Annotated in this window: 20 protein-coding genes and 1 riboswitch; of the genes, 5 read left to right on the top strand and 15 right to left on the bottom strand. The window is 52.2% G+C overall.

Annotated features, from left to right (window positions below; genetic code table 11):
- Window positions 1-79: 79 nt before the first annotated feature.
- Window positions 80-1,288, bottom strand: a complete 1,209-nt coding sequence (gene metK / locus DPV68_RS11150; RefSeq protein WP_114166881.1) for a methionine adenosyltransferase — start codon at window positions 1,286-1,288, stop codon at window positions 80-82.
- A gap of 130 nt (window positions 1,289-1,418) precedes the next feature.
- A riboswitch (SAM riboswitch) is annotated at window positions 1,419-1,538 on the bottom strand.
- A 310-nt stretch (window positions 1,539-1,848) separates the two neighbouring features.
- On the opposite strand from metK, the gene pckA reads away from it, so the two are divergent.
- Window positions 1,849-3,420 (top strand): phosphoenolpyruvate carboxykinase (ATP), encoded by a 1,572-nt coding sequence (gene pckA, locus DPV68_RS11145; RefSeq protein ID WP_114166880.1) that lies wholly within the window; start codon window positions 1,849-1,851, stop codon window positions 3,418-3,420.
- A gap of 29 nt (window positions 3,421-3,449) precedes the next feature.
- On the opposite strand, the gene DPV68_RS11140 is transcribed toward pckA, so the two are convergent.
- The 12 genes from DPV68_RS11140 to DPV68_RS11085 all read right to left on the bottom strand — a co-directional run bounded on the left by DPV68_RS11140 (window position 3,450) and on the right by DPV68_RS11085 (window position 13,412).
- Window positions 3,450-4,211, bottom strand: a complete 762-nt coding sequence (locus tag DPV68_RS11140; RefSeq protein WP_114166879.1) for an alpha/beta hydrolase family protein — start codon at window positions 4,209-4,211, stop codon at window positions 3,450-3,452.
- Window positions 4,192-4,665, bottom strand: coding sequence for an RNA deprotection pyrophosphohydrolase (gene ytkD, locus DPV68_RS11135; protein WP_114166878.1), 474 nt, complete (start codon window positions 4,663-4,665; stop codon window positions 4,192-4,194). Before ytkD ends, DPV68_RS11140 begins: the two co-directional genes overlap by 20 nt.
- Window positions 4,666-4,763: 98 nt before the next feature.
- Window positions 4,764-6,116: a glucose-6-phosphate isomerase gene (locus DPV68_RS11130; protein WP_114166877.1), complete on the bottom strand. Its 1,353-nt coding sequence runs from the start codon at window positions 6,114-6,116 to the stop codon at window positions 4,764-4,766.
- A 107-nt stretch (window positions 6,117-6,223) separates the two neighbouring features.
- Entirely contained in the window at window positions 6,224-7,387 is a 1,164-nt protein-coding gene (locus DPV68_RS11125; protein WP_114166876.1) for an iron-containing alcohol dehydrogenase, read from the bottom strand.
- 68 nt (window positions 7,388-7,455) lie between these two features.
- On the bottom strand, window positions 7,456-8,454 hold the full coding sequence (locus tag DPV68_RS11120) for a Gfo/Idh/MocA family protein (protein WP_114166875.1): 999 nt from the start codon (window positions 8,452-8,454) through the stop codon (window positions 7,456-7,458).
- A 94-nt stretch (window positions 8,455-8,548) separates the two neighbouring features.
- Window positions 8,549-8,941 (bottom strand): S1 domain-containing post-transcriptional regulator GSP13, encoded by a 393-nt coding sequence (gene yugI / locus DPV68_RS11115; RefSeq protein ID WP_016509788.1) that lies wholly within the window; start codon window positions 8,939-8,941, stop codon window positions 8,549-8,551.
- Window positions 8,942-9,135: 194 nt separating this feature from the next.
- On the bottom strand, window positions 9,136-10,371 hold the full coding sequence (locus tag DPV68_RS11110) for a lysine N(6)-hydroxylase/L-ornithine N(5)-oxygenase family protein (RefSeq protein ID WP_157964170.1): 1,236 nt from the start codon (window positions 10,369-10,371) through the stop codon (window positions 9,136-9,138).
- A 68-nt stretch (window positions 10,372-10,439) separates the two neighbouring features.
- Window positions 10,440-11,627 (bottom strand): aminotransferase, encoded by a 1,188-nt coding sequence (locus tag DPV68_RS11105; RefSeq protein ID WP_114166873.1) that lies wholly within the window; start codon window positions 11,625-11,627, stop codon window positions 10,440-10,442.
- Window positions 11,624-12,118, bottom strand: a complete 495-nt coding sequence (locus DPV68_RS11100; protein ID WP_021065542.1) for an Lrp/AsnC family transcriptional regulator — start codon at window positions 12,116-12,118, stop codon at window positions 11,624-11,626. Before DPV68_RS11100 ends, DPV68_RS11105 begins: the two co-directional genes overlap by 4 nt.
- A 2-nt stretch (window positions 12,119-12,120) precedes the next feature.
- Window positions 12,121-12,921 (bottom strand): glycosyltransferase family 2 protein, encoded by an 801-nt coding sequence (locus tag DPV68_RS11095; RefSeq protein ID WP_114166872.1) that lies wholly within the window; start codon window positions 12,919-12,921, stop codon window positions 12,121-12,123.
- A complete protein-coding gene (locus tag DPV68_RS11090; protein WP_034778343.1) occupies window positions 12,918-13,166 on the bottom strand; it encodes a NifU N-terminal domain-containing protein in 249 nt (82 codons plus the stop codon). Before DPV68_RS11090 ends, DPV68_RS11095 begins: the two co-directional genes overlap by 4 nt.
- A gap of 12 nt (window positions 13,167-13,178) precedes the next feature.
- On the bottom strand, window positions 13,179-13,412 hold the full coding sequence (locus DPV68_RS11085) for a DUF1871 family protein (protein WP_114166871.1): 234 nt from the start codon (window positions 13,410-13,412) through the stop codon (window positions 13,179-13,181).
- Between the two features lie 509 nt (window positions 13,413-13,921).
- On the opposite strand from DPV68_RS11085, the gene DPV68_RS11080 reads away from it, so the two are divergent.
- The 3 genes from DPV68_RS11080 to DPV68_RS11070 are packed head-to-tail and all read left to right on the top strand — an operon-like array spanning window position 13,922 to window position 17,722.
- The gene (locus tag DPV68_RS11080; RefSeq protein ID WP_255418323.1) at window positions 13,922-16,189 is read left to right on the top strand and encodes a ribonucleoside-diphosphate reductase subunit alpha; all 2,268 of its coding nucleotides are present in this window, start codon (window positions 13,922-13,924) and stop codon (window positions 16,187-16,189) included.
- Between the two features lie 29 nt (window positions 16,190-16,218).
- Window positions 16,219-16,725: a flavodoxin domain-containing protein gene (locus DPV68_RS11075; RefSeq protein ID WP_114166869.1), complete on the top strand. Its 507-nt coding sequence runs from the start codon at window positions 16,219-16,221 to the stop codon at window positions 16,723-16,725.
- Entirely contained in the window at window positions 16,682-17,722 is a 1,041-nt protein-coding gene (locus DPV68_RS11070; protein ID WP_114166868.1) for a ribonucleotide-diphosphate reductase subunit beta, read from the top strand. The genes DPV68_RS11075 and DPV68_RS11070 overlap by 44 nt, the downstream gene beginning before the upstream one ends.
- A 52-nt stretch (window positions 17,723-17,774) precedes the next feature.
- Here DPV68_RS11070 and DPV68_RS11065 read toward each other — a convergent pair whose 3' ends face one another.
- Window positions 17,775-19,685, bottom strand: a complete 1,911-nt coding sequence (locus DPV68_RS11065; protein ID WP_232819609.1) for an N-acetylmuramoyl-L-alanine amidase family protein — start codon at window positions 19,683-19,685, stop codon at window positions 17,775-17,777.
- A gap of 135 nt (window positions 19,686-19,820) precedes the next feature.
- Window positions 19,821-20,609, bottom strand: coding sequence for a MazG nucleotide pyrophosphohydrolase domain-containing protein (locus DPV68_RS11060; protein ID WP_114166866.1), 789 nt, complete (start codon window positions 20,607-20,609; stop codon window positions 19,821-19,823).
- Between the two features lie 85 nt (window positions 20,610-20,694).
- On the opposite strand from DPV68_RS11060, the gene ytvI reads away from it, so the two are divergent.
- A complete protein-coding gene (gene ytvI, locus DPV68_RS11055; protein WP_114166865.1) occupies window positions 20,695-21,822 on the top strand; it encodes a sporulation integral membrane protein YtvI in 1,128 nt (375 codons plus the stop codon).
- Window position 21,823: the final 1 nt, after the last annotated feature.

Below are 21,823 nucleotides of genomic sequence, written 5' to 3'. Positions count from 1 at the left end.
TCACGTTTCAGTTCGCCTGAAACGTGACTTTGTCTACAATCTGAAACGACCTTTCGAGTGAAAGGTCGTTTTTCTATGCTTATGCGAAGCGCTTCGCGCCTTCTTCGAGCATTGCCGCTTTGTCCGTTTGCTCCCATGGGAGTTCAACGTCGGTACGACCGAAGTGGCCGTAAGCTGCTGTCTGCTTGTAGATCGGGCGACGAAGGTCGAGCATCTTGATGATGCCGGCTGGACGGAGGTCAAAGTTCTCACGAATGAGTTCCACGAGCTCAGTCTCGCTCAATTTGCCTGTGCCGAACGTGTCGACCGCGATTGATACCGGATGGGCAACACCAATCGCGTAAGCGAGTTGAACTTCTGCTTTGTCAGCAAGTCCCGCTGCAACGAGGTTTTTCGCCACGTAACGAGCTGCGTACGCTGCTGAACGGTCAACTTTGGTTGGATCTTTACCTGAGAACGCGCCGCCGCCATGGCGAGCGTAACCACCGTACGTATCGACGATGATTTTACGTCCTGTAAGGCCTGCATCTCCTTGTGGTCCACCGATAACAAAGCGGCCAGTCGGGTTGATGAAGTATTTCGTGTCTGCGTCGATGAGTTCAGCCGGGATGACCGCATCGATGACGTGCTCTTTCAAATCGGCTTGGATTTGCTCGAGCGTGATGTCTTCGGCGTGTTGTGTCGAGATAACGATCGTGTCGATGCGAACTGGGTTGTTCGCTTCATCGTATTCGACAGTCACTTGTGTCTTACCGTCTGGGCGAAGGTAAGCGAGCGTGCCGTTCTTACGAACTTCTGCCAAACGACGTGACAATTTGTGTGCGAGTGAAATCGGGAGCGGCATGAGTTCCGGCGTCTCTTTTGTTGCGTAACCGAACATGAGACCTTGGTCACCAGCACCGATCGCATCGATTTCTTCCTCAGTCATTTGTCCTTCACGAGCTTCGAGCGCTTGGTCAACACCTTGCGCGATGTCTACCGATTGCTCATCGATCGATGTGAGGACCGCGCAAGTCTCTGCATCAAAACCATATTTCGCGCGTGTATAGCCGATCTCACGAACTGTTTCACGAACAACTTTCGGGATATCCACGTAAGTTGATGTTGTGATTTCGCCAGCTACGAGCACGAGACCTGTCGTGACAGATGTTTCAGCCGCAACGCGGGCGTTTGGATCTTCAGCTAAAATCGCATCCAAAATCGCATCTGAGATTTGGTCACAAATTTTATCCGGATGTCCTTCCGTGACGGACTCCGAAGTGAAAAGTCGACGGTTCAAGTTTGCCATTTCGAAAAACCTCCTATGATAAGGGTAATGTGTGGACGGTACTCGTTCCCCTTACGCGTTGCTTTGGGACGGTAATGAAAAAAACCTCTCGCCATGTTCAATGGGAAAGGTTGAATCGTTCTTCCTTACCCTCTTATCGTTCGAAGCTTGCGCTTCGCTTCAGGATAGCACCTTTTCCGAATAACAATGACAAATCGGACGGTTGCTGGGCTTCGTAGGGCCTTGTTCCCTCCACCGCTCAGAATAAGAGTATCCGTTACGAAGACCATCATATAAATGACACCCCGTTCTGTCAAGCGTATCGACTGAATTCGTCAAACTTTTCACGAGCGTCCAATAGTTATGTTTGTGAAATATCAAACATTTTTTTGACGGTTTTCGTTTTTGTACTATGACCTGGTACAGAATGTGTTAGAATGTCAGTATAAGAAAGCGCTTACTTTAAAGAAAAAGACTTGTTTTTGATTAGTATGTCACATATAATAAAAATGTCATACTAATGAATTGCGGAAGTATGCGGATTTCATCCACATCTATTTAGGGGAAAGGTGGGATTCAGGATGGCGACAACGCTCCTGAAAATCGAAGAATTAATTAAAGGTGCCGACATGATGCGGAACTTAACGGTTCCAGAATTGGTGGAAGAAGCCATCCGCAACGGTGAGGGCGTACTGACGAAAGACGGGGCTTTATCGGTCAGTACAGGTAAATTCACAGGACGGTCACCGAAAGACAAATTCGTCGTGCAAGATGAAGTCAGCAATCATTTAGTGGACTGGGGTCCGGTCAACCAACCGATCGCAGAAGAGAAGTTCACCGCACTGCTCGATAAGGTGCTCACGCATCTCGAGACGAAAGACAAGCTCTACTATCTCGAGGCGTCTGCCGGGGCAGACGAACATTACACGCTCCCCGTCCGGGCCATCACGGAATACGCGTGGCACAACTTGTTCGCCAAACAGTTGTTCTTGCGCGAGTGGCCAACGAAAGGGGCCTTCGATCCGTTCACGGTCATCTATGCACCGAGCTACAAAGCTGACCCGGAAGTCGACGGGACGAACTCCGAAACATTTATTCTCGTCTCATTCGCCAAACGGACCATTCTGATCGGGGGAACAGAATACGGTGGTGAAATTAAAAAATCGATTTTCTCAGTCATGAACTTCCTGTTGCCGGAACAGCACGTCTTGTCGATGCACTGCTCGGCGAACGTGTCGGACGCCGGCGAGACGGCTCTCTTCTTCGGTCTATCAGGTACTGGGAAGACGACGCTATCGGCCGACACAGAGCGCCATTTGATCGGGGATGACGAGCACGGTTGGTCTCCAGACGGCGTCTTCAACATCGAGGGCGGTTGCTACGCGAAGACGATCAACTTGTCGCGTGAGAACGAACCTCAAATCTACGATGCCATCCGATTCGGCTCACTAATCGAGAACGTCGTCTTGGACGAGTCGCGCGCACCGGACTACAAGAACATCTCACTCACTGAGAACACACGGGCCGCCTATCCGATTCAATTCATCGATAACGCGATGCTCCCGTCACGGGCGGGACATCCGAACACGATCGTCTTCTTGACGGCCGATGCATACGGGGTGTTGCCTCCAATCAGCAAATTGACGAAGGAGCAGGCGATGTATCACTTCTTGTCAGGCTATACGTCGAAGCTCGCCGGCACAGAGCGCGGCGTCACCGAACCACAAGCGACGTTCTCGACTTGCTTCGGGTCACCATTCTTACCGCTCGCCCCGGAGCGCTACGCGGACATGCTCGGTACGTTGATCGAGAAACATGACGTCGATGTCTACCTCGTCAATACAGGTTGGACCGGCGGAGCGTACGGCGAAGGATCGCGGATGAAGCTCACATATACACGGGCGATGGTGAATGCAGCGGTCAACGGCAACCTGCGCGACGTCGAAACGACGCGTCACGACATCTTTAACGTCGAGATCCCACGTCACATCGACGGGGTGCCAGACGACGTGCTCGACCCGCGTGGCACATGGAAAGACGGGGCCCGCTACGACGCCGAGGCGGCAGCGCTTGCCCGTAAGTTCCAAGACAACTTCAAACGATTCACGAAAGCGAGTGAGGCGGTCGTCGCAGCCGGCCCAATCATCGTTTAATAAAAAAATGACTAGGCCTAAAACAGGCGCTAGTCATTTTTTTGTGCGACGGACAACATCCATTCCATCGCCTCGTCGGTCGTCTTCCACTTTTCCCAGAACGGGAGTTGATGGGCAAACGGGACGACCCAAAGTTCGGCCCGCTCCCCCATCCTTTCCGCGACCGCCGTCGCATGGCGGAGCCGCACTTGCTCGTCGTCTGTCCCGTGAATCAATAGTGTCGGCGCCTCCCAGTTCTTGTACAGAGGTGAACGCTCGACGTAAGCCGCCCGCGCCGCTTCCGGGTCTCCCCCGGTCATACGGCGGAGCATTTTACGCATCGAGCGCTGCTCTTCATACGTCCACTCGAGATTGGTCACACCTGCCCACGACGTCACAGACGTGAGTGGCCGCTCTGCGGCAAGCGACAACGCCATCATTCCCCCGCGTGAGAAGCCGAGGGCGTGAATGAGTGTATCCGTTCGACGGACACGGTCGTAGAGCGACAAGACGTCCTCTAAATCGGCGCCACCGAAGTCCTCTTTTCCGCTACCGCCGTGGTTACCCCGGTAAACGGGCGCCACGACGTGAAAGCCTTTGGCCGCGAACTGCATCAACCGGGGCAAGCGTACGTCCCCGATGCGTCCGGTCCCGCCGCGTAGATAGAACAAGACGTGTCCGTTCGGCCGCTTCGGCGTAATCGTATAGGCGACGACGTCCTCACCGTCGCGCGTGGCGTACCACCCCCGATGAACCGCATAACCGGCGTACGGCGGAAGGACCTCGACCCGGTCAAACCAACCGTTTTTCATGGAGCACCTTCATCGTTTCCGGGAGCACACGGTCCTTCATCATGAAACTGTACCGGTTGTTCCGGAGCAGATTCGTTGGCAGTTCCTTCATGAGGACGGCCCCATCGGTCTCCTCAACCGCCGGATGATCATCGAAGCGTTCGATTTCGGCGAAATAAATATTTTTGATGACCGTGTCCCCACGTCCGAGCACGCGGTACTGGCCGAGATAATGCAGCGTCTTCACGACGCCGCCCGTCTCTTCATACACTTCCCGAACCGCGGCGTCATCTTCGTGCTCGCCGGGCTCGACTTTTCCGCCTGGGAACTCGAGTCCGCGCTGTTTATGCTTCGTCAACACCCATTGCTTTTCGTAGCGGGCGACGACCCAGACGTGGAGCGGCGTATCCGAAAATGGATAATGTGCGAAGCTCAACTCGACTTTATTGTGATAGTAGTCCATGAATGTCAACATAGTCCATCCCTTTCTTTCCCCTGTCTACTCTCACTTTACCTTGTCTTCCCCTAGTTTCAAACAAAAAAATAGGCCCGCCGGAGCGGACCTACTCGAAATTACTGGTTCAAACGCTTTTCAAGCTCAGCTTTTTGCTCTTCGTAACCAGGTTTTCCAAGCAACGCGAACATATTTGCTTTGTATGCTTCCACACCTGGTTGGTTGAACGGGTTCACACCGAGGATGTATCCGCTCATCGCGCATGCCTTCTCGAAGAAGTAGAACAAGTAACCGAGGTGGTACGGCGTCATCTCCGGCAATTCGACGACAAGGTTCGGGACTGCTCCGTCCGTGTGGGCGAGAAGTGTTCCTTCAGCTGCCTTGTCGTTCACGAACTGAATCGTTTCGCCGGCGAGGAAGTTCAAGCCGTCGAGGTCTTGCGCGTCTTCCGGCACGTTCATCGCATGACGGACGTTCGTGACACGGATGACCGTCTCGAACAAGTCACGACGACCTTCCTGGATGTATTGCCCCATCGAGTGGAGGTCGGTCGAGAAATCGACTGCCGCCGGGAAAATCCCTTTGTTGTCTTTTCCTTCTGACTCGCCATAAAGCTGTTTCCACCACTCTGACACGTAGTGAAGAGCCGGTTCGTAGTTGACGAGCAACTCGATCGACTTGCCTTTCGCATACAAGGCGTTACGGACGACCGCGTATTGGTACGCTTCGTTGTCCGCCAAGTTCGGAGACGAGTAAGCCGTTTGGGCATCGCGTGCACCTTCCATGAGGGCGTCGATGTCGATGCCTGCCGCCGCGATCGGAAGAAGTCCAACTGGTGTGAGGACCGAGAAGCGACCGCCGACGTCATCCGGGATGACGAACGTCTCATAACCTTCCGCATCCGCAAGCGTCTTCAAGGCGCCACGGGCACGGTCTGTCGTCGCATAAATACGCTCACGGGCACCGTCTTGACCATATTTGTCTTCCATGAACTGTTTCAAGACGCGGAACGCAATGGCCGGCTCTGTCGTCGTTCCCGACTTCGAGATGACGTTGACTGAGACGTCCTTGCCTTCGAGCACCTGGAGCAACTCCGTCAAATAAGTTGATGAGATGTTGTGACCGGCGAAGAAGACTTGTGGCGCGTTGCGCTCTTCTTTAGCCAACACGTTGAAGAATGAATGTTGGAGCATCTCGATGGCCGCGCGTGCGCCGAGGTATGATCCGCCGATCCCGACGACGACGAGGACGTCCGAGTTCTCACGGATTCGTTCCGCGGCCGCTTTGATGCGGGCAAACTCATCCGTATCGTAGTTTGTTGGAAGGTCGACCCACCCAAGGAAATCGCTACCTGCCCCGCTGCGGTCATGGATGACCGAATGCATTGCTTTCACGGTTTCTTGCAATTGATCGACTTCGTGTTCCCCGACGAAAGACAGGGCGTTTGAATAATCGAAACGTACAGTTGACATGTCATTTCCTCCTTATAAATCGCTCATTGAAGAGCCATACATGACCCATCATAAACGGAAACGTCGGATTCGTTCAATCATTATTGCAAAATAGGCATTAAATCGCCTTATTTGCTCAACTCAAGAATCGCCGCCACATCTTCGCGCTCAAGTGTACGGAAACGTCCGAACGCACCGCGCTTCATCGCCGAATCGAGGATGGCATCAAATGTCGACTCATCGATGTCATAGTCACGGAGCGAGTTAGGTGCTCCAATTTGATCAAAGAAGGTACGGATTGCTGCAATCGTTCGCTTCGCCGTCTCTAAGTCTGTTTCAGCCGGTTCGACATTGAACACTTCTGTTCCTAAACGTGCGAAACGGGCTGCATTGTCTTCATCAAGAACGTGTTCCATCCAACGCGGGAACAAGATCGCGAGTCCGCCGGCATGCGGGATGTCATGGACGGCCGAGACCGCATGCTCGATGTTATGGGATGCCCAGTCGCCCGAGGCGCCCATTTGGAGCACACCGTTCAAGGCGATCGTTCCAGCGAACAAGATGATGGCGCGCAAGTCGACGTTCTCTAAATCGTCGACGAGTTTAGGTGCCGATTCGACGACCGCTTTCAACACGCCTTCCGTCATGCGCTCTTGGACCGGCGCATGGTTCGGGTGGAAGTACTGCTCGAAGCAGTGGCTCATCATGTCGACGATACCGTAAATCGTTTGGTCTTTCGGTACCGACACCGTGTAGCGCGGATCGAGGATTGAGAATGTCGGATAGACGAGCGGGTGGCCCCAGCCGTACTTCTCTTGCGTCTCCCAGTTCGTGATGACCGAACCTGAGTTCATCTCAGAACCTGTGGCAGCCAGCGTGAGCACCGTACCGAACGGGATCGCTTCTGTCGGAATGTGGTCGCGGAGCACGATGTCCCAAGCGTCGCCATCGTATGGGATGGCCACCGAAATGAGTTTCGTGCAATCGATGACCGAACCGCCGCCGACGGCGAGCAAGGCGTCAATGTTTTCTTCGCGTGCTTGTTTGACCGCGCGACGTACCGTCTCGATCCGTGGGTTCGGCTCGACGCCTGAGAAGTCGACGTAGTCGATTCCAGCATTGTTTAACTCGGCCACGACTTCTTCGTACGTGCCATTCTTCTTGATGCTCCCGCCTCCATAGACGAGCATCACTTTCTTGGCGTCAAGCGCCTGTAACTCGCTCGCGAGTTTTTCGATTTGATGAGTCCCGAAAATAAGTTTCGTCGGGTTCTTGTATTCAAAGTTGTGCATGGTTCATCCTCCTTCGAAAATATGTAACACCTACACTATATACCCTGTTTTTTATGATTGAAAAGCAATCAGGCCTGAGTGTAGATACGGTCGATAATCGTGTGGAGCGTCACCGCCTGTTCTGCTTGCTGATACGACGGCTCCTGACGGCACGCCTCGAGAAACGTTTGAATTTGTCTTGCATACGGATCTTCGAGCGCGAGATGGGCCGGCGTCTTATCGAACAACGCGCCATGCTCTTCCGTATGGATGACAAGTGGGAAAAGCGACGCCCCACCGTTCGTGCCGCGCAATTCGACACGCATCGTGTCCGCCGCCTCGACATTGGCCATGAAACTCGAGTCTAAAAACAAAGATGCCCCATTATCGAACGTAACCATCGCCCGTGCCGTGTCTTCGACCGAGAACGCCTCCGCGTCCCAATCACCCATCAGACCGACGCCAGGTCGCGTCCCAAGATATTGACCGACGTGACCGACCACATCGACCGGCTGCGGATAATCCATCAAATAGAGGGCGAGGTCGAGCATATGTACCCCGATATCGAGCAGTGCACCGCCTCCTTGCAGTTTCTTATCCGTGAACACGCCCCAGCCCGGGATACCACGGCGCCGGAGAGCGAGCGCGGTCGCCGCATAGACGTGACCGAGCTCGCCGGCAGCGATCATCCGTTTTAATAATTGGGTATCTGACCGGTGCCGGTAATGGAATCCGTAATGTAGCGTCCGCCCTGCCTTCCGAGCCGCTTCGAGCATCTCGTTCGCTTCGCGCGCCGATATGGCAGGCGGCTTCTCGCAGAGAACGTGACACCCTGCCTCGAGCGCGGCGATGACTTGCGCTTTGTGAAGTGCGTTCGGCGTACACACGCTGACCGCATCGAGTTGTTCTGCGGCGAGCATTTCCTCGACCGTCCCATAGACGCGGGCGATCCCAAATTCTTGGGCCACCTTTTCTCCGCGTTTGCGCGTCCGATTCATGACGGCGACGACGTCGGCGCCTGCCGCGATGTATTGCGGGATATGAGCGGTCTTGGCAATCCCGCCCGTACCGATGATTCCGATTCTCATAATGTTCACTCCTTTTCTGTACAGTTCGAGAGCAAGGCGCATATTTCCTGTACAAAAAAAGACGACCTGCACAATGGCAGGCCGTCTCAATCACTTACTTCTTGAAGTTCGTGTTTTTGATCCAGTCTTCGAGTTTATCCTTGAGGACAGTGAATCCTGGAGCTTCTTCTTGCTTGAAGTTTGAAGCCTCGTTACGGCGTGGTGCACCACGACGAGCTGGCTTAGCCGACTTCTCGCGTTTTGGAGCTTCTTGTGTCGCTTTCATTGAAAGCTTGATTTTCTTAGATGCTTCATCAACATCAAGAATTTTCACTTCAACTTCTTGACCGACTTGAACGTACTCGTTCACGTCTTTCACATAGTCGTGTGAGATTTCAGAGATGTGGACAAGACCTTGAGTCTCGTCGTCGAGTGCGACGAACGCACCGAAAGGTTGGATTCCTGTTACTTTACCTTTTAAAACTTGATCTTTTTCGTATTTTGCCATTACAAACACTCCTATGCTAAATTCATCAACTTACTATAACATACTTTTTTCGATAAAGTGTAGAAATTAGTAAAAAAGATTATTTGGGATTATTTTCGTGTTTCAAAGTCAATGGGTCGGGTAAATACAAATCAAGCAAGACTTCAAGTATTCCCCCCTGATTCCGCTAGGCTAACGCCTAGCCCTTTTTTTGTTCAAAAGCTTGTAAACGGTCGCTGTGCGGCCACCTCAAACACCGTCTTCCCTACCATTTCATTCAACATAATCGCGTTCCGATATACGGCCATCCCTAAATTCGTTGCCGCCGGCCCGTGCGAATGTTCCAAGTTCGTATGGGTAAACAGACTGCCGGTCAACCGAGTCTCCGTCGCGATTTGATAGCGGTTGTTGACACGCCACTGATCTTTCGCTTCCCATTCGATGTCAAACCGTTTGACCCACGCTGGGATGCACGGACGATAACCTGTCGCCGCCACGACCGCATCATATTCATTCGTGAATGATTCACCGGTATGTTGGTGGGTCCCTTCGACAAGATAACTCGATTCATGCGACACGCGTTCAATTTCGATTTGCGTGTACAAGTTCGTCGCTTGGTCCGACCCATCCGCCGTCCGATGATACAAAAATCCGTAAATCGCACGGAGCGTCTCCGGATTGACGCCATTGCGGAATCGTTCGAACGACTTCCCAAGTCGCTCACGTTCCGCGTACGGTAATCGATTGAAATACTCGACGTACGACAAGCTGAAGATCTCTTCCCCGAGTTTGCCGCTCTCGAGCGACTCGAACACGTCCGAGCGCGTCACCCAATCGATTTGTTGCCGCATTTTATCGGATCGACTCAACAAATCGAGATACACCTCAGCCGCGCTCTGGCCGCTGCCGATGACGACGATGCGATCGGTTTCAAGCAATCGCTCCCGCTCCATCCGATATGAGCTCGTATGGATGACGTCTTGGAAGGCGTCTGGGACGAGCGGTTCCGCCCCCGTGCCGACGACAACGTGGCGTGCCGACAGTACCGTTTCCCCAGCAGGTGCCTCGACCGTGACGAGAAACCCATCCGCTGCCGGACGGACGTCGACGACCCGGTGCGAGAACTTGATCGTGTCGAGCGAGACGGCGACCGATTGCAAATACAGATTGAACTCCGTCCGTGGAATCGTCGGGCTCTCTTGGGCGATGAACGTTTGCAGTCGGCCCGCCTGCTTCAAGTAGTTCAAATAACTGTGCCGGTTCGTCGGATCGGCAAGCGTTACGAGATCATATAAGTAATGCGTCTGCATCGTCGCCGACTCGAGCAGCATGCCTTCATGCCACTTGAAGTCCTCCCGTTCCTCAAAACAGACACCCTTCAATGACGTCGCTTCACTGAGCGCCATCAATCCGAGATTGTATGGGCCACATCCGATTGCTATAAAATCCACTCGTTCCAATGACTTCACCTCACTCGTCTTTTCCTATCCAATATACCACTAAAACGTAAAACAGACCCTCATCGCTGAGAGTCTGTCACTGTCGTCGTCACTTCGAACTGTTTCATGAACCGATCGATGCGACGAATCGCTTCTTGTAATTGTTCGACCGACGTCGCGTAACTGGCGCGGACGAACCCTTCACCGCTCGCACCGAACGCGTTGCCCGGTACGACCGCGACCCGTTCCTCGAGCAAGAGACGTTCGGCGAACTCTTCGCTCGTCAAGCCCGTATGGCGAATCGATGGGAAGGCGTAGAACGCGCCGCCTGGTACGTGTGTCGGCAAACCGGCGTCATTCAAGGCCTGGATGAAGTAGTTGCGGCGTTGCCGATAGCTCTTCACCATCTTCGGGACATGCTGGTCTCGGCTCCTGAGCGCCTCGAGACCGCCGAATTGGACGAGCGTCGGGGCGCACATCATCCCGTACTGATGGACTTTGAGCATCTCCCGCGTCACGACTTCCGGTGCGCACGTGAAGCCGAGCCGCCAGCCTGTCATCGCGAACGCCTTAGAGAACCCGTTGACGACGATCGTTCGCTCGCGCATGTCGTGGAGCGTCGCAAAGCTCGTGAACGGCTCATCATAAGACAGTTCGGCGTAAATCTCATCGCTGACGACCCAGAGATCGTGTTTCGTCGCGAGTTCTGCGATTTCGGTGAGTTCTTCACCCGTCATCGTCGCGCCGGTCGGGTTTGACGGGAAGCAGAGGAGCATCGCCTTCGTCCGCTCGGTGATGGCCGCCTCGACGTCAGCGCGGTCCAAACGGAACCCGTTCTCCGGACGACAGGCGACCGGGACGACCGTCCCGCCGGCGAGCTCGATGAGCGGCCCGTACGAAACGAAAGCCGGTTCAACGACGATGACCTCGTCACCTGGGTTGAGGAGAGCCCGGAAGGCGATATCGAGCGCCTGCGACGCGCCCGTCGTGACGATCAGTTCCGTCGCCGGGTCATACGTCGCCCCGAACCGGTCCGCCATATAACTCGCGATTTCTTGACGTAACTCGAGGAGACCGGCGTTCGCGCTATAGGCCGTGTAACCTTGCTCGAGCGCCGCATAGCTCGCCTCGCGCACGTTCCATGGCGTGATGAAATCCGGCTCTCCCACCCCGAGAGAGACGACGTTTTCCATCGTTTGCGCTAAATCGAAGAAGCGGCGGATGCCGGACGGCTTCATGGAGACGACTTGTTGGGATAGTGACTTCATGGCGTAATGTTCAACCGTTTATCTTCGACTTGTGGGGTGAATAAAATACCATCGTGCTTATACGTCTTCAATTTGAAGTGCGTCGTCGTCGAGACGACCGAGTCAAGCGGTGACAATTTGTCCGAAACGAACGACGCGACGTCTTGAAGTGAGTTCGCTCGAATGACGACTTGCAGGTCGTAAGCCCCTGACATTAAGTAAAGCGCCGTCACTTCCGGGAAGCGATAAATGCGTTCCGCGACCTCATCGAAACCACGACCCCGTTTCGGTGTGACTTTGACGTCGATGAACGCCGTGACATCGTGGCGATTGATTTTTTGCCAGTTGACCATCGCCCGGAAGCCGAGCAAAATGCCGTCCGCCTTGAACTTTTCGAGCATCGCCTCAACAGTCGCCTCGTCAGTCGCGAGCAAGTTCGCCAACAGTTTCGTCTCGAGGTAACCTTTCTCTTCGAGCAACTCGAGCAGTTCTAATTCTTTCGATGTATACATAGTTATTCTCCTTCCGTTCTACCGGGGAACGCCCCTGTGAACGTTCTCTCTGTCTGTCTCACATAGTCCCGTCGCTCGGCTTGAACGATATGGAAGTTTTTCATCTCCATATCGACGAGGCCGTGCTTGTGACAGAATCGATTAAAGTAACGACGACGCGTCTCATCTTGTTTGGCCGACAGATTGTCGGTGCCGTTGAACGCATAGAGCACGGTCGCGCGCGCGGGATGCCGAATCGTCCCGACCTCACTGACACGTAAAATGAAATCCCAGTCCCAATAGTTGTAGACCGCTTCGTCGAACGGACCGATGTCGTCGTGGAGCTGTTTCCGATACAGCGTACCGGACGGGATGAACGTCGAGTCCTGGCGAAGCCGTTTTAAATCGAGGTCGTAGGCGAATGCCTCCCAGTCGGTGACGCACCGGCGCCCTTTTTCCCACGTGAAGCGGAACAGTTCCGCGTCCGTGAAGACGAGGTCAGCCGAGCGGATGTCGTCGAGCGCTTGCTCGATATGGGTCGGCATGAGCAAATCATCATCGTCGAGCAACAGGATGTAGTCGCCGCTCGCCTCTTGTACGCCGCGATTGCGAGCTTTGACGTGATGATTCTCGCCGAGCTCGATATAGCGAATCGATAATCGATTCAAAAAAGGCGCCAAAAGATGCTGTTTTGGCGGCCCGTCATTATTGATTACAAGTACTTCGAACTGTTGAAACGTTTGGACGACCAAGCTCTCCAATAGTTCCGTCAGTTCCATCTCCCGGGAATGGACCGGGACGACGATAGAAACGAGCGGGTTCATCCGCGGTAAGCAGTTTCGACGTGCGGCAAGATGGCTTCCCAGCTGACGCCGTTTTCTTTTGATACCGTGACGAAATCACCGTAGGCGAAGACGCTCTCGACGCCTTCGATGGCGACGAGTTTCGCGAGAAGCGGCTGGTCCGTCTCTTCGCCGGCTTTCACACTTTGGCTTTTCGCGCCGAAGACGTTCTCTGGAAGTGTGATTTTCATTGCATTTGGATTCGGTGTTGGATCGATACGTAACATCGTGGTTCCCCCTTATAGTTGACAAGATTCTGAAGACGCGAGTAATCGTGCCGCCATGGCCTGCGTTTCCGGTTCACCTGGACAGTCGCCGAACGCGTCTGTCAAAATCTGCCGAATCACGTCATCCAATTGATCAATTGAATCGACGTGAATGAGCGCCAAGGCGATATCGTCAAACTCTGGTCCATACGACCCAAGCCCGTAACCGAGTGGGTCCCATGCTAATAATAAGTCTTCTGCTCTCATTTGTTAAACCCTTCTTTTTGCCTTGATTTCAAATCGTACTCCCTCAATCTACCTCACTTTTCAGTTCGATGCTAGTGAGTGTGCAAATTTCCCTCGTTTTCAAAAACAAGCGACCACTATATATAGTAATGAATCAACAGTGAAAAGAAGCAGGATTTTCTCGAAAAATAACGAAGGCAACTGCCGAATGAGGTCGTTCGCTTCTCGATTGACCGCTTACATAAAAATTAATGTGCTGTCGTTTAACCGTCGCTCAAACTTTTTTCTATCTCATATCTCATCTCAAATCGGTTGACAGCGCCGTTTTTGAGTAAAAGTAATCCGAGAGTCGACAGTTTGCTGAATGTCAAGATTGCAAAACTAAATATAGGTGATTTATGATTAAAAAGACAAGAAAACGTCAATATATAGTTAAAAGCTAAAAACGCTTTTAACTATATATTGACGCAACGTAGGGTGTTTTGAGTTATACTTTTATAATATCTACATCTGAAGAAGGAGTGATCGTTTTGACATCCCCTATCCATCACGAGACGATGTTGGCTGCTACGCCGACCCTTACTGACGTCTCGACATTGATTCAATCATTAAAACAACGCTACCCACAGCTTAGTGTCGAACGATACGAAGAACGAGCCGTTCGAGCGCTCGAAGGAAAGACACTGACACAAGATGTAGTATATGAACTCTTGACGATGCACGCCCTCGATATGTTGCAGGCAGAAGAGCCGGACTGGACGTTCGTTGCCACTGAGATGTACTTAAACCGCCTCTATTTAGAAGCGGCACGAAACCGTGGCTATGACGCCTCGATGCGTTACGGTGCGCTCTATCCGATGATTGAGACGCTCACGACAAAAGGCATCTTCACCTCGGCCTTGCTCGATACGTATTCGAAAGAAGACATCGCCTACTTGGAGACATTGATCGACCCGTCACGTGACCGCATGTTCACCTACATCGGTCTCCGGACGTTAGCAGACCGTTACCTCGGCCGCGACCACGTCAAAAACTTGTACGAGTTGCCGCAAGAGCGGTTCATGGTCATCGCCATGACGCTCATGCAAAAAGAGAACGCTGACCAACGTGTGACACTCGTCGAAGAAGCATATTGGGCACTATCGAACCTCTATATGACGGTTGCTACACCGACGCTCTCGAACGCCGGAAAATCATACGGGCAGCTCAGCTCATGCTTCATCGATACGGTCGACGACTCACTCCGTGGCATCTACGATTCGAACACGGACGTGGCCACGCTCTCGAAAGGCGGCGGCGGAATCGGCGTCTATCTCGGCAAAATCCGCTCACGCGGCAGCGACATCAAAGGCTTCAAAGGCGTCTCAAGTGGCGCGCTCCCTTGGATGAAGCAACTGAACAACACGGCCGTCTCGGTCGACCAGCTCGGCATGCGCCAAGGCTCGATTGCCGTCTACCTCGACATTTGGCATAAGGACATCTTCGAGTTCCTCGATGCGAAATTGAATAACGGGGACGAGCGCCTTCGGACTCACGATTTGTTCACGGGCGTCTGCTTGCCTGACTTGTTCATGCGTACGGTCGAAGCACGTGGCGACTGGCACTTGTTCGACCCGCACGAGATTCGTACGGTCATGGGCTTCAGCCTCGAAGACTTCTACGATGAGACAGAGAACGGCGGTTCATTCACGGAGAAATACATGGCGTGCGTCAATACGCCGGAACTTTCACGCGTAACGGTACCGGCCATCGACCTCGTGAAACGCTACATGCGTTCACAGCTCGAGACAGGAACCCCATACATGTTCTTCCGTGACGCCGTGAACCGCGCCAACCCGAACAAACACGCGGGTATGATTTACAGCTCGAACCTCTGCTCAGAGATCGCGCAAAACATGTCGCCGACGACGATCGACGAAGAGTATACAGCGGACGGAAAAATCGTCATCACGAAAACGCCTGGTGACTTCGTCGTTTGTAACTTGAGCTCGATCGCCCTCGCCCGGGCCGTCAAATCGGACGTCCTCGAGCGACTCATCCCGATTCAAATGCGGATGCTCGACAACGTCATCGACTTGAACACGATCGAAGTCCCACAAGCGATGATCACCAACCAAAAATACCGCGCCGTCGGACTCGGCACGTTCGGCTGGCATCACCTGCTCGCACTTGAAGGCATCCGTTGGGAATCGGTCGATGCCGTCCAGTACGCGGAGAAGCTGTACGAGAAAATCGCCTACTTGACGATTCAAGCCTCGATGGAACTCGCCAAAGAAAAAGGCGCGTTCGGGGTTTTCGAAGGATCGGAATGGCACACGGGTGAGTACTTCAAGCGCCGCAACTACCGCTCACACGACGAACTCGATTGGGACGGTCTCGCCGCAGCGGTCCACCAAAACGGTGTCCGCAACGCCTATATGATGGCGGTCGCTCCGAACTCGTCGACGGCCATCATCGCTGGCAGCACCGCGTCAATCGACCCGGTCTATAAGAAGGTCTACTCGGAAGAGAAGAAAAACTATAAGATCCCGGTGACGGTCCCTGACCTCAACCCAGAGACGAACTGGTTCTATAAATCGGCGTTCGAAGTCGACCAACTCTGGAGCATCCGTCAAAACGCTTCACGCCAACGTCACATCGATCAAGCGATCAGCTTCAACCTTTATGTCAAAAACGACGTCAAAGCGACCGAGCTCCTCTCGATGCACCTCGAGGCATGGTCGCTCGGAATGAAATCAATCTACTACACGCGTTCGACGACCGTCGAAGTCGACGAATGTGAATCGTGTGCCTCGTAACGTCACGTATCAGAAAGGTGGGACCAATCATGAACGTCGCAATCGTCTACAGTTCGATGAGCGGAAATACTGAAGAAGTCGCCGAGTTGATTCAGGCGACCCACGTCCATCGGGGCGACCGCGTCACCCTGTATGAAGCGGACCGCATCGGCCACCGTGAAGCCCAATCGCTCGCCACGTACGACCTCGTCTATTTCGGGTCGTACACGTGGGCGGACGGCGTCTTGCCGGACGAGATGAAAGACACATTCCGTCTTGTGTTGAAAGAACTCAACGTGAAGCTTCGCCAAGCCGCCGTGTTCGGGACGGGCGACAAGATGTTCGTCCACTTCTGTCGGGCGGTCGATGAGATGGCGTACCACCTTTCGAAATACGGGATCCCCCTCGCCGGTGAGACGTTGAAAATTGAACAGTCGCCGCGCAATCAGCCGTACAACGTCCGTCATTGGACCGAACGGTTGGCTAGAAACGCCGAAGAAGGAGTATATGTCCATGACCATTCAAAAGATCAAACTACTGTCGCCCAAACATCCTAACCGGGCAACTGCCATTATCGGAGGCGAGACGAGTTCCATCGTCAATTGGAACGACATCGCCTATCCGCAGTTTTACACTATTTATAAGCAACTGCTCTCGAACTTTTGGATTCCGGATGAGATCTCCATGTCGAAAGATATGCAGCAATGGCCGCAGTTGACAGAGCGCGAGCAAGACGCCTTCAAACGCATCATCGGCTTGCTATCGATTTTGGATTCGGTGCAGACACGCTACATCCTCGAGTCATCGATGTTCTCATCAGACTCGTCAGTACACGCCGTGCTTGCCGTCATCGCCCAACAAGAAGTCGTCCATAACCAATCGTATAGCTACGTCCTTTCGAGCCTCGTTCCGCTGAGCGAACAAAATCGTATCTTCGATATCGCCAAAGACGACGAGATGGTCATGAAACGGAATCAATTCATCTTGGACTTATATGAGGACTTCCGTGCCGATCAGACGGCCGAGACGTTCGCCAAATCACTCGTCGCCTCGATTATTCTTGAAGGCATCAACTTCTATTCCGGATTCGCCTACTTCTACAACTTGGCACGCCACCAGAAGATGGTCGGCACGTCGACAATGATCAGCTATATCCAGCGCGACGAGATGCAACACTCATATTTCGTCAGCCAGCTACTCCGGGCCGTCCTAACGGAAAATCCGGAAATCGACGCGGACGGCAGCTTCAGTCAGTTCGTCTATGACACGATGGCGGAAGCCGTTGACCTCGAAATGGAATGGTGTGAGTACGTCCTTCGCGACCTCGATGGACTCGATGTCAGTGAGATGCGCGATTACGTCAAGTACCTCGCCAACAAGCGTCTCCGTGTCATCGGCTTGAACGATCTGTATGATGGGTTCAACGAGGATGTCATGCCGTGGATCCGCGCCTACTCAGACGATTCGCTGAATGCGACCAAATCGGATTTCTTCGAACAAAAATCACGTTCGTACGCGAAAGTCACCGACGCCAACGGCTTTGACGACCTGTGAGCACAAAATGCCCCGACTCATCGTGAGTCGGGGCATTTTTAACGGATAAAATTTAATGGTAAGCGCGTACGTACTGAGCAATCCCTTCGGCGACACCTTCTGCCATCCGTTGGCGGGAAGTAGTGCTTCGGAGGTGGACAATATCTGAAGGAGAAGAGATGAAACCGAGTTCAACGAGCGCAGATGGCATCGTATTATAAGTGATGACGTAATAATTCGCCGTCTTGACGCCGCGGTTTCTCATTCCAGACATTTTACCTAGCAAGTTCGATTGGATGTTCGTGGCGAGTACGCGGCTTTTCGCGCTATGCGCCGAGCTCGTCGAGTAGAACGTTTCAATCCCTTGCGCGGCAGTCGAACCTGCTGCGTTCGTGTGTAAACTGACGAACAAATCGCCACGCAGGTTTTTAGCCGCTTGCACACGCTGACCGAGTGTCAAATACACGTCAGTCGATCGAGTCAAGCGGACTTCATATCCATACTTCGAGCGAAGATAAGCTTCGACCCGCTTCGTCACGTCAAGAACGACCGTTTTTTCATATAGAGAGCTGCGGCCTGCTCCTGGGTCTGTTCCGCCATGACCTGCGTCGAGCACAATGACAGCAGTCTCCGTGCTAGGTTTTACCGTCGATGCAAACACAGTTGAAATAAAGCCGTCACGATTGTTAAATTTGACTTTGTAAAACCCGTTTGCTGATCCATAATGCTCGATTTCAGTACCGTGAGAGAGCCGGCCAAGAATAGTCGAACTCGCTGAAGCGCTAGAACGAACATTCAAGACATCGCCTGGTGTGTTGACATAGACTTTCCCTAGAGGTACAGCCGCTGGTGCAGTTGGAGCTTTACCGAGCGTGAGCCAAGAAGTCGGTGTGAAGTAAGTTTTAGTACCGATATAGACTTTCGACCAACTCGAATTGTATGGGCTATACGTGACTGCCGTATACCGTGGCAAGACGAGCAAGACAGATGAACTTTGGTGTGTTTTCCCGAACAAGTTGAGGTCACGGTTGGCGTATCCTTGTGACTTCGTCTCAACCGGTTCCGGTGTCATCGTCGGCGGCGGTTCAACTGGAACGGCACCCGGTGTAATCCACGCTGTAGCTGTGAAGAACGTTTCGTTGCCAATATAGACAGTCGACCAACTCGAATTGTATTTGCTAGACTCAATGACCGCATTGAGCGGAAGCACTTTTAAAACCGCCGAGGCCTGATTACGCGCTCCAAACAATTTAAGTTCACGGTTCGCATAACCGGTTTCTTTTGTAGTCGCTGGTTTTAGTGTTCCCGCAGTGATCCCTCTTGTCGGAGTAAAGTATGATTTAGTTCCCTCATACACTACAGACCAACTCGAGTTATGAATGCTAAACGTAATCGCCTGATTGACCGGAATGGTTTTTACGACCGATGATGATTGGAGCGTCCCATTGAACAATTGAATATTACGGTTCGTATATCCCACCTGTTTTTTTGGAGCTGAAACGGTTAACTTTGGTGCGATATAAGCACTAGCCGCATAGTACGTCTTGCCATTTAAAAACACTTTCGACCATGAGCGGTTATGCTCCGTATGACGGACTTCCGTGCCTTTTTTTAGCGTAGTGATAATTCTGGCGTCACGATGCGACGATACGCGTATATTCAAGTTCTCAGTCGTCACACCCGTCGATTCGGTGCTTTGCGTCGATAGCATTGTCGGAGACGCGCTAATTCGTTTAATATACGGGGCCGAAACATAGTACGTACGATTATTCATATACAATTTATGCCATGATTTGTTATAGGTACCATATTTTACTTTAGTACCCTTTGGCAATGTAGTGATTAATTTTCCATATACGTTCGGAGTCGATCGGACGTTCAAATTGATAGTCGTCTCGCCGTCTAACGTAGATGCTTCAATCGAAGGGATTTGGGCACCGAACATTAAGAGCGATAAGATGAGGGCAACTTTCAATAGCTTCATTTTCATCCAAAATATTCCTTTCTTCTCGGGCTACTTACTACTAACAACAACTTCATATTAGCATAACGCTTTTAAAAAAAAAGTAAGTATTTGAAAAAAAGATGAATATTTTTTACTAAAAAGGGGAATATCTTTTTAGCATTTTTTCCGGATGATGATAAATTTGGTAGATTCGTGGCATTCTTCTTCGACTTTAAACGTGCTTGGTAATTGCCAATCCTCTTCAAAAGAAGACAAGACGGTCATCGGTTCACTCGGCTGACAAATGACGAAGCCATCTAGCCCCTCCGCTACAGCGATTTTGAAAAAACGCGATAAGTTATATTCTCTTTCTCTGTATCGGCACGCTGTCTCTGAAGGTTTAGCTTTAATTCCACCCCAATATCGACCTGGCACGAATGATTTGTACAGGCGAACCGATGATTCCGTAATCGGGTCAGGCGTTTCATCGAATCGGCCAAAGTCTCTCGCTGATTTATCTTCGATTAGCACACCAATTTTGGCATACAAATCGAACTCAATGATTTGTGCGATGTCAAATACAGCCCGTTGGACCGCTTCGATCCGATGTTGCAAAGAACCAGGAGTTGCCGTCGCCTTCAACTTCTTGTCACCTTCATACGCATTTAAAATACGAGCCACTTCGCCAGCCTCTCGGACAAGACTATAATATGCATAATCTGTCGATTGCCTGCCTCCGGATCTTGATTGATCAGTTAACTCAATCGCGTACTGATTAGCCAGGCATGTAGAAATGACAAAGACGTCCATCAATTCTTCTTCTAAAGCGACTTGGTCACTATCATAAAGCGCACCGCCTACTTCGCCCACTTCTTCTAATAATCGCGCAAGGCCCGACAAAGGCTTCCAATATCCACCCAAATGAATGATCATTTGATCAACTTTTTGTTGCATTTCTTTCATGGTTAATCACCTATCCATCCTCTGTATTTACCAGTCACATGGTATACTATGCTCAATCCAATTGTTAAGAAAGGGGCCATGTACTGTGTCGCCAGTTAGGCTTTGGCAATTACTTCGTTTTCTGCTCGTCATCATTGGACTCATTCTCGTCGTTCGAGGACTGAGCCTTCTTTTCACGTACACGTATCCTTTCGTGTTTGCTCTCTTGTTATCCTTGTTGACGGTCCCGCTCGTCAATTGGTTCGAGCGTGAGACTAAATTGCCCCGGGCTCTCGGGACACTTGTTTCTTTGTTGATCGTCATGAGCATTGTTAGTGGCGTGATTGCCATCGTCGTGACCCAGCTCATCCGCTATTTGACGATTGCGGCGGAAAGACTGCCTGCTCAGATTGAGACATTCACTGAATACATACAACGCTTGTTTAATCAAAAGCTCGCCCCGTTGGTCAACGATGCCTATGACAGCATCCAACGGTTGAACCCCGGTCAAGCGGACTCGCTCGAAGGTGGCATCACTGAGATCGGCGTCCAACTCGGCGCCGCGATCGGCATCTTGTCCCGAGGAATCGCCGGCTTGTTGCAAGACATCTTGAGCGCCTTACCGCTCGTCTTGCTCTTGTTCATCGTCATCGTGCTCGCCTGGTTCTTCATCACGAAAGATTGGCACGTCTACATGCGGTCGATTAAACGTTTAAATGAACGAAAAGGATTCAAAGAGTTCGAACTCGTCATGACGAATTTACGTTTGGCCTTGTTCGGATATGTAAGGGCGCAATTGACGCTCATCTCGATCACATTCGGAATCGTCTTAATCGGCATGCTCATTCTCCGTGTCGACAACCCGTTCTCGTTCGCCCTGCTAGCGGCTATCTTCGACTTGTTGCCGTACCTCGGCGTCGGGACCCTGCTATTGCCATGGGCTGCTTATGCAGCCGTCACGGGCGACTGGTTCCTTGCCATCGGTCTCGTCATCTTGTATATCGTCGTCATCGTCCAACGCAACTTGGCCGAGCCGAAAATCGTCGGCTCTCACATCGGGCTCGACCCGCTCGCCGCCCTCATCTCGATTTTTGTAGGGTTACAACTGTTCGGGGTGCTCGGCTTCATCTTAGGACCCGTCTTGGCCGTTCTGCTCAAGGCACTCTATAACGCCCAAGTGTTTCACTATATGTGGCGGTTCGTCCTCGGGCCGACGACACCAAAAGAGCGATGAC

The organism is Exiguobacterium sp. TNDT2 (assembly GCF_003331145.1).
Taxonomy (GTDB): domain Bacteria; phylum Bacillota; class Bacilli; order Exiguobacteriales; family Exiguobacteriaceae; genus Exiguobacterium.
The sequence above is the reverse complement of the archived record's forward strand: the minus strand, read 5'-3'. Positions and strand labels throughout refer to the sequence as shown.

Coding starts and splice junctions, on each gene's coding strand:
- metK (WP_114166881.1), bottom strand. CDS start 1,288: ATGGCAAACTTGAACCGTCGACTTTTCACTTCGGAGTCCGTCACGGAA.
- pckA (WP_114166880.1), top strand. CDS start 1,849: ATGGCGACAACGCTCCTGAAAATCGAAGAATTAATTAAAGGTGCCGAC.
- DPV68_RS11140 (WP_114166879.1), bottom strand. CDS start 4,211: ATGAAAAACGGTTGGTTTGACCGGGTCGAGGTCCTTCCGCCGTACGCC.
- ytkD (WP_114166878.1), bottom strand. CDS start 4,665: ATGTTGACATTCATGGACTACTATCACAATAAAGTCGAGTTGAGCTTC.
- DPV68_RS11130 (WP_114166877.1), bottom strand. CDS start 6,116: ATGTCAACTGTACGTTTCGATTATTCAAACGCCCTGTCTTTCGTCGGG.
- DPV68_RS11125 (WP_114166876.1), bottom strand. CDS start 7,387: ATGCACAACTTTGAATACAAGAACCCGACGAAACTTATTTTCGGGACT.
- DPV68_RS11120 (WP_114166875.1), bottom strand. CDS start 8,454: ATGAGAATCGGAATCATCGGTACGGGCGGGATTGCCAAGACCGCTCAT.
- yugI (WP_016509788.1), bottom strand. CDS start 8,941: ATGGCAAAATACGAAAAAGATCAAGTTTTAAAAGGTAAAGTAACAGGA.
- DPV68_RS11105 (WP_114166873.1), bottom strand. CDS start 11,627: ATGAAGTCACTATCCCAACAAGTCGTCTCCATGAAGCCGTCCGGCATC.
- DPV68_RS11100 (WP_021065542.1), bottom strand. CDS start 12,118: ATGTATACATCGAAAGAATTAGAACTGCTCGAGTTGCTCGAAGAGAAA.
- DPV68_RS11095 (WP_114166872.1), bottom strand. CDS start 12,921: ATGAACCCGCTCGTTTCTATCGTCGTCCCGGTCCATTCCCGGGAGATG.
- DPV68_RS11090 (WP_034778343.1), bottom strand. CDS start 13,166: ATGTTACGTATCGATCCAACACCGAATCCAAATGCAATGAAAATCACA.
- DPV68_RS11085 (WP_114166871.1), bottom strand. CDS start 13,412: ATGAGAGCAGAAGACTTATTATTAGCATGGGACCCACTCGGTTACGGG.
- DPV68_RS11075 (WP_114166869.1), top strand. CDS start 16,219: ATGAACGTCGCAATCGTCTACAGTTCGATGAGCGGAAATACTGAAGAA.
- DPV68_RS11070 (WP_114166868.1), top strand. CDS start 16,682: ATGACCATTCAAAAGATCAAACTACTGTCGCCCAAACATCCTAACCGG.
- DPV68_RS11065 (WP_232819609.1), bottom strand. CDS start 19,685: ATGAAGCTATTGAAAGTTGCCCTCATCTTATCGCTCTTAATGTTCGGT.
- DPV68_RS11060 (WP_114166866.1), bottom strand. CDS start 20,609: ATGAAAGAAATGCAACAAAAAGTTGATCAAATGATCATTCATTTGGGT.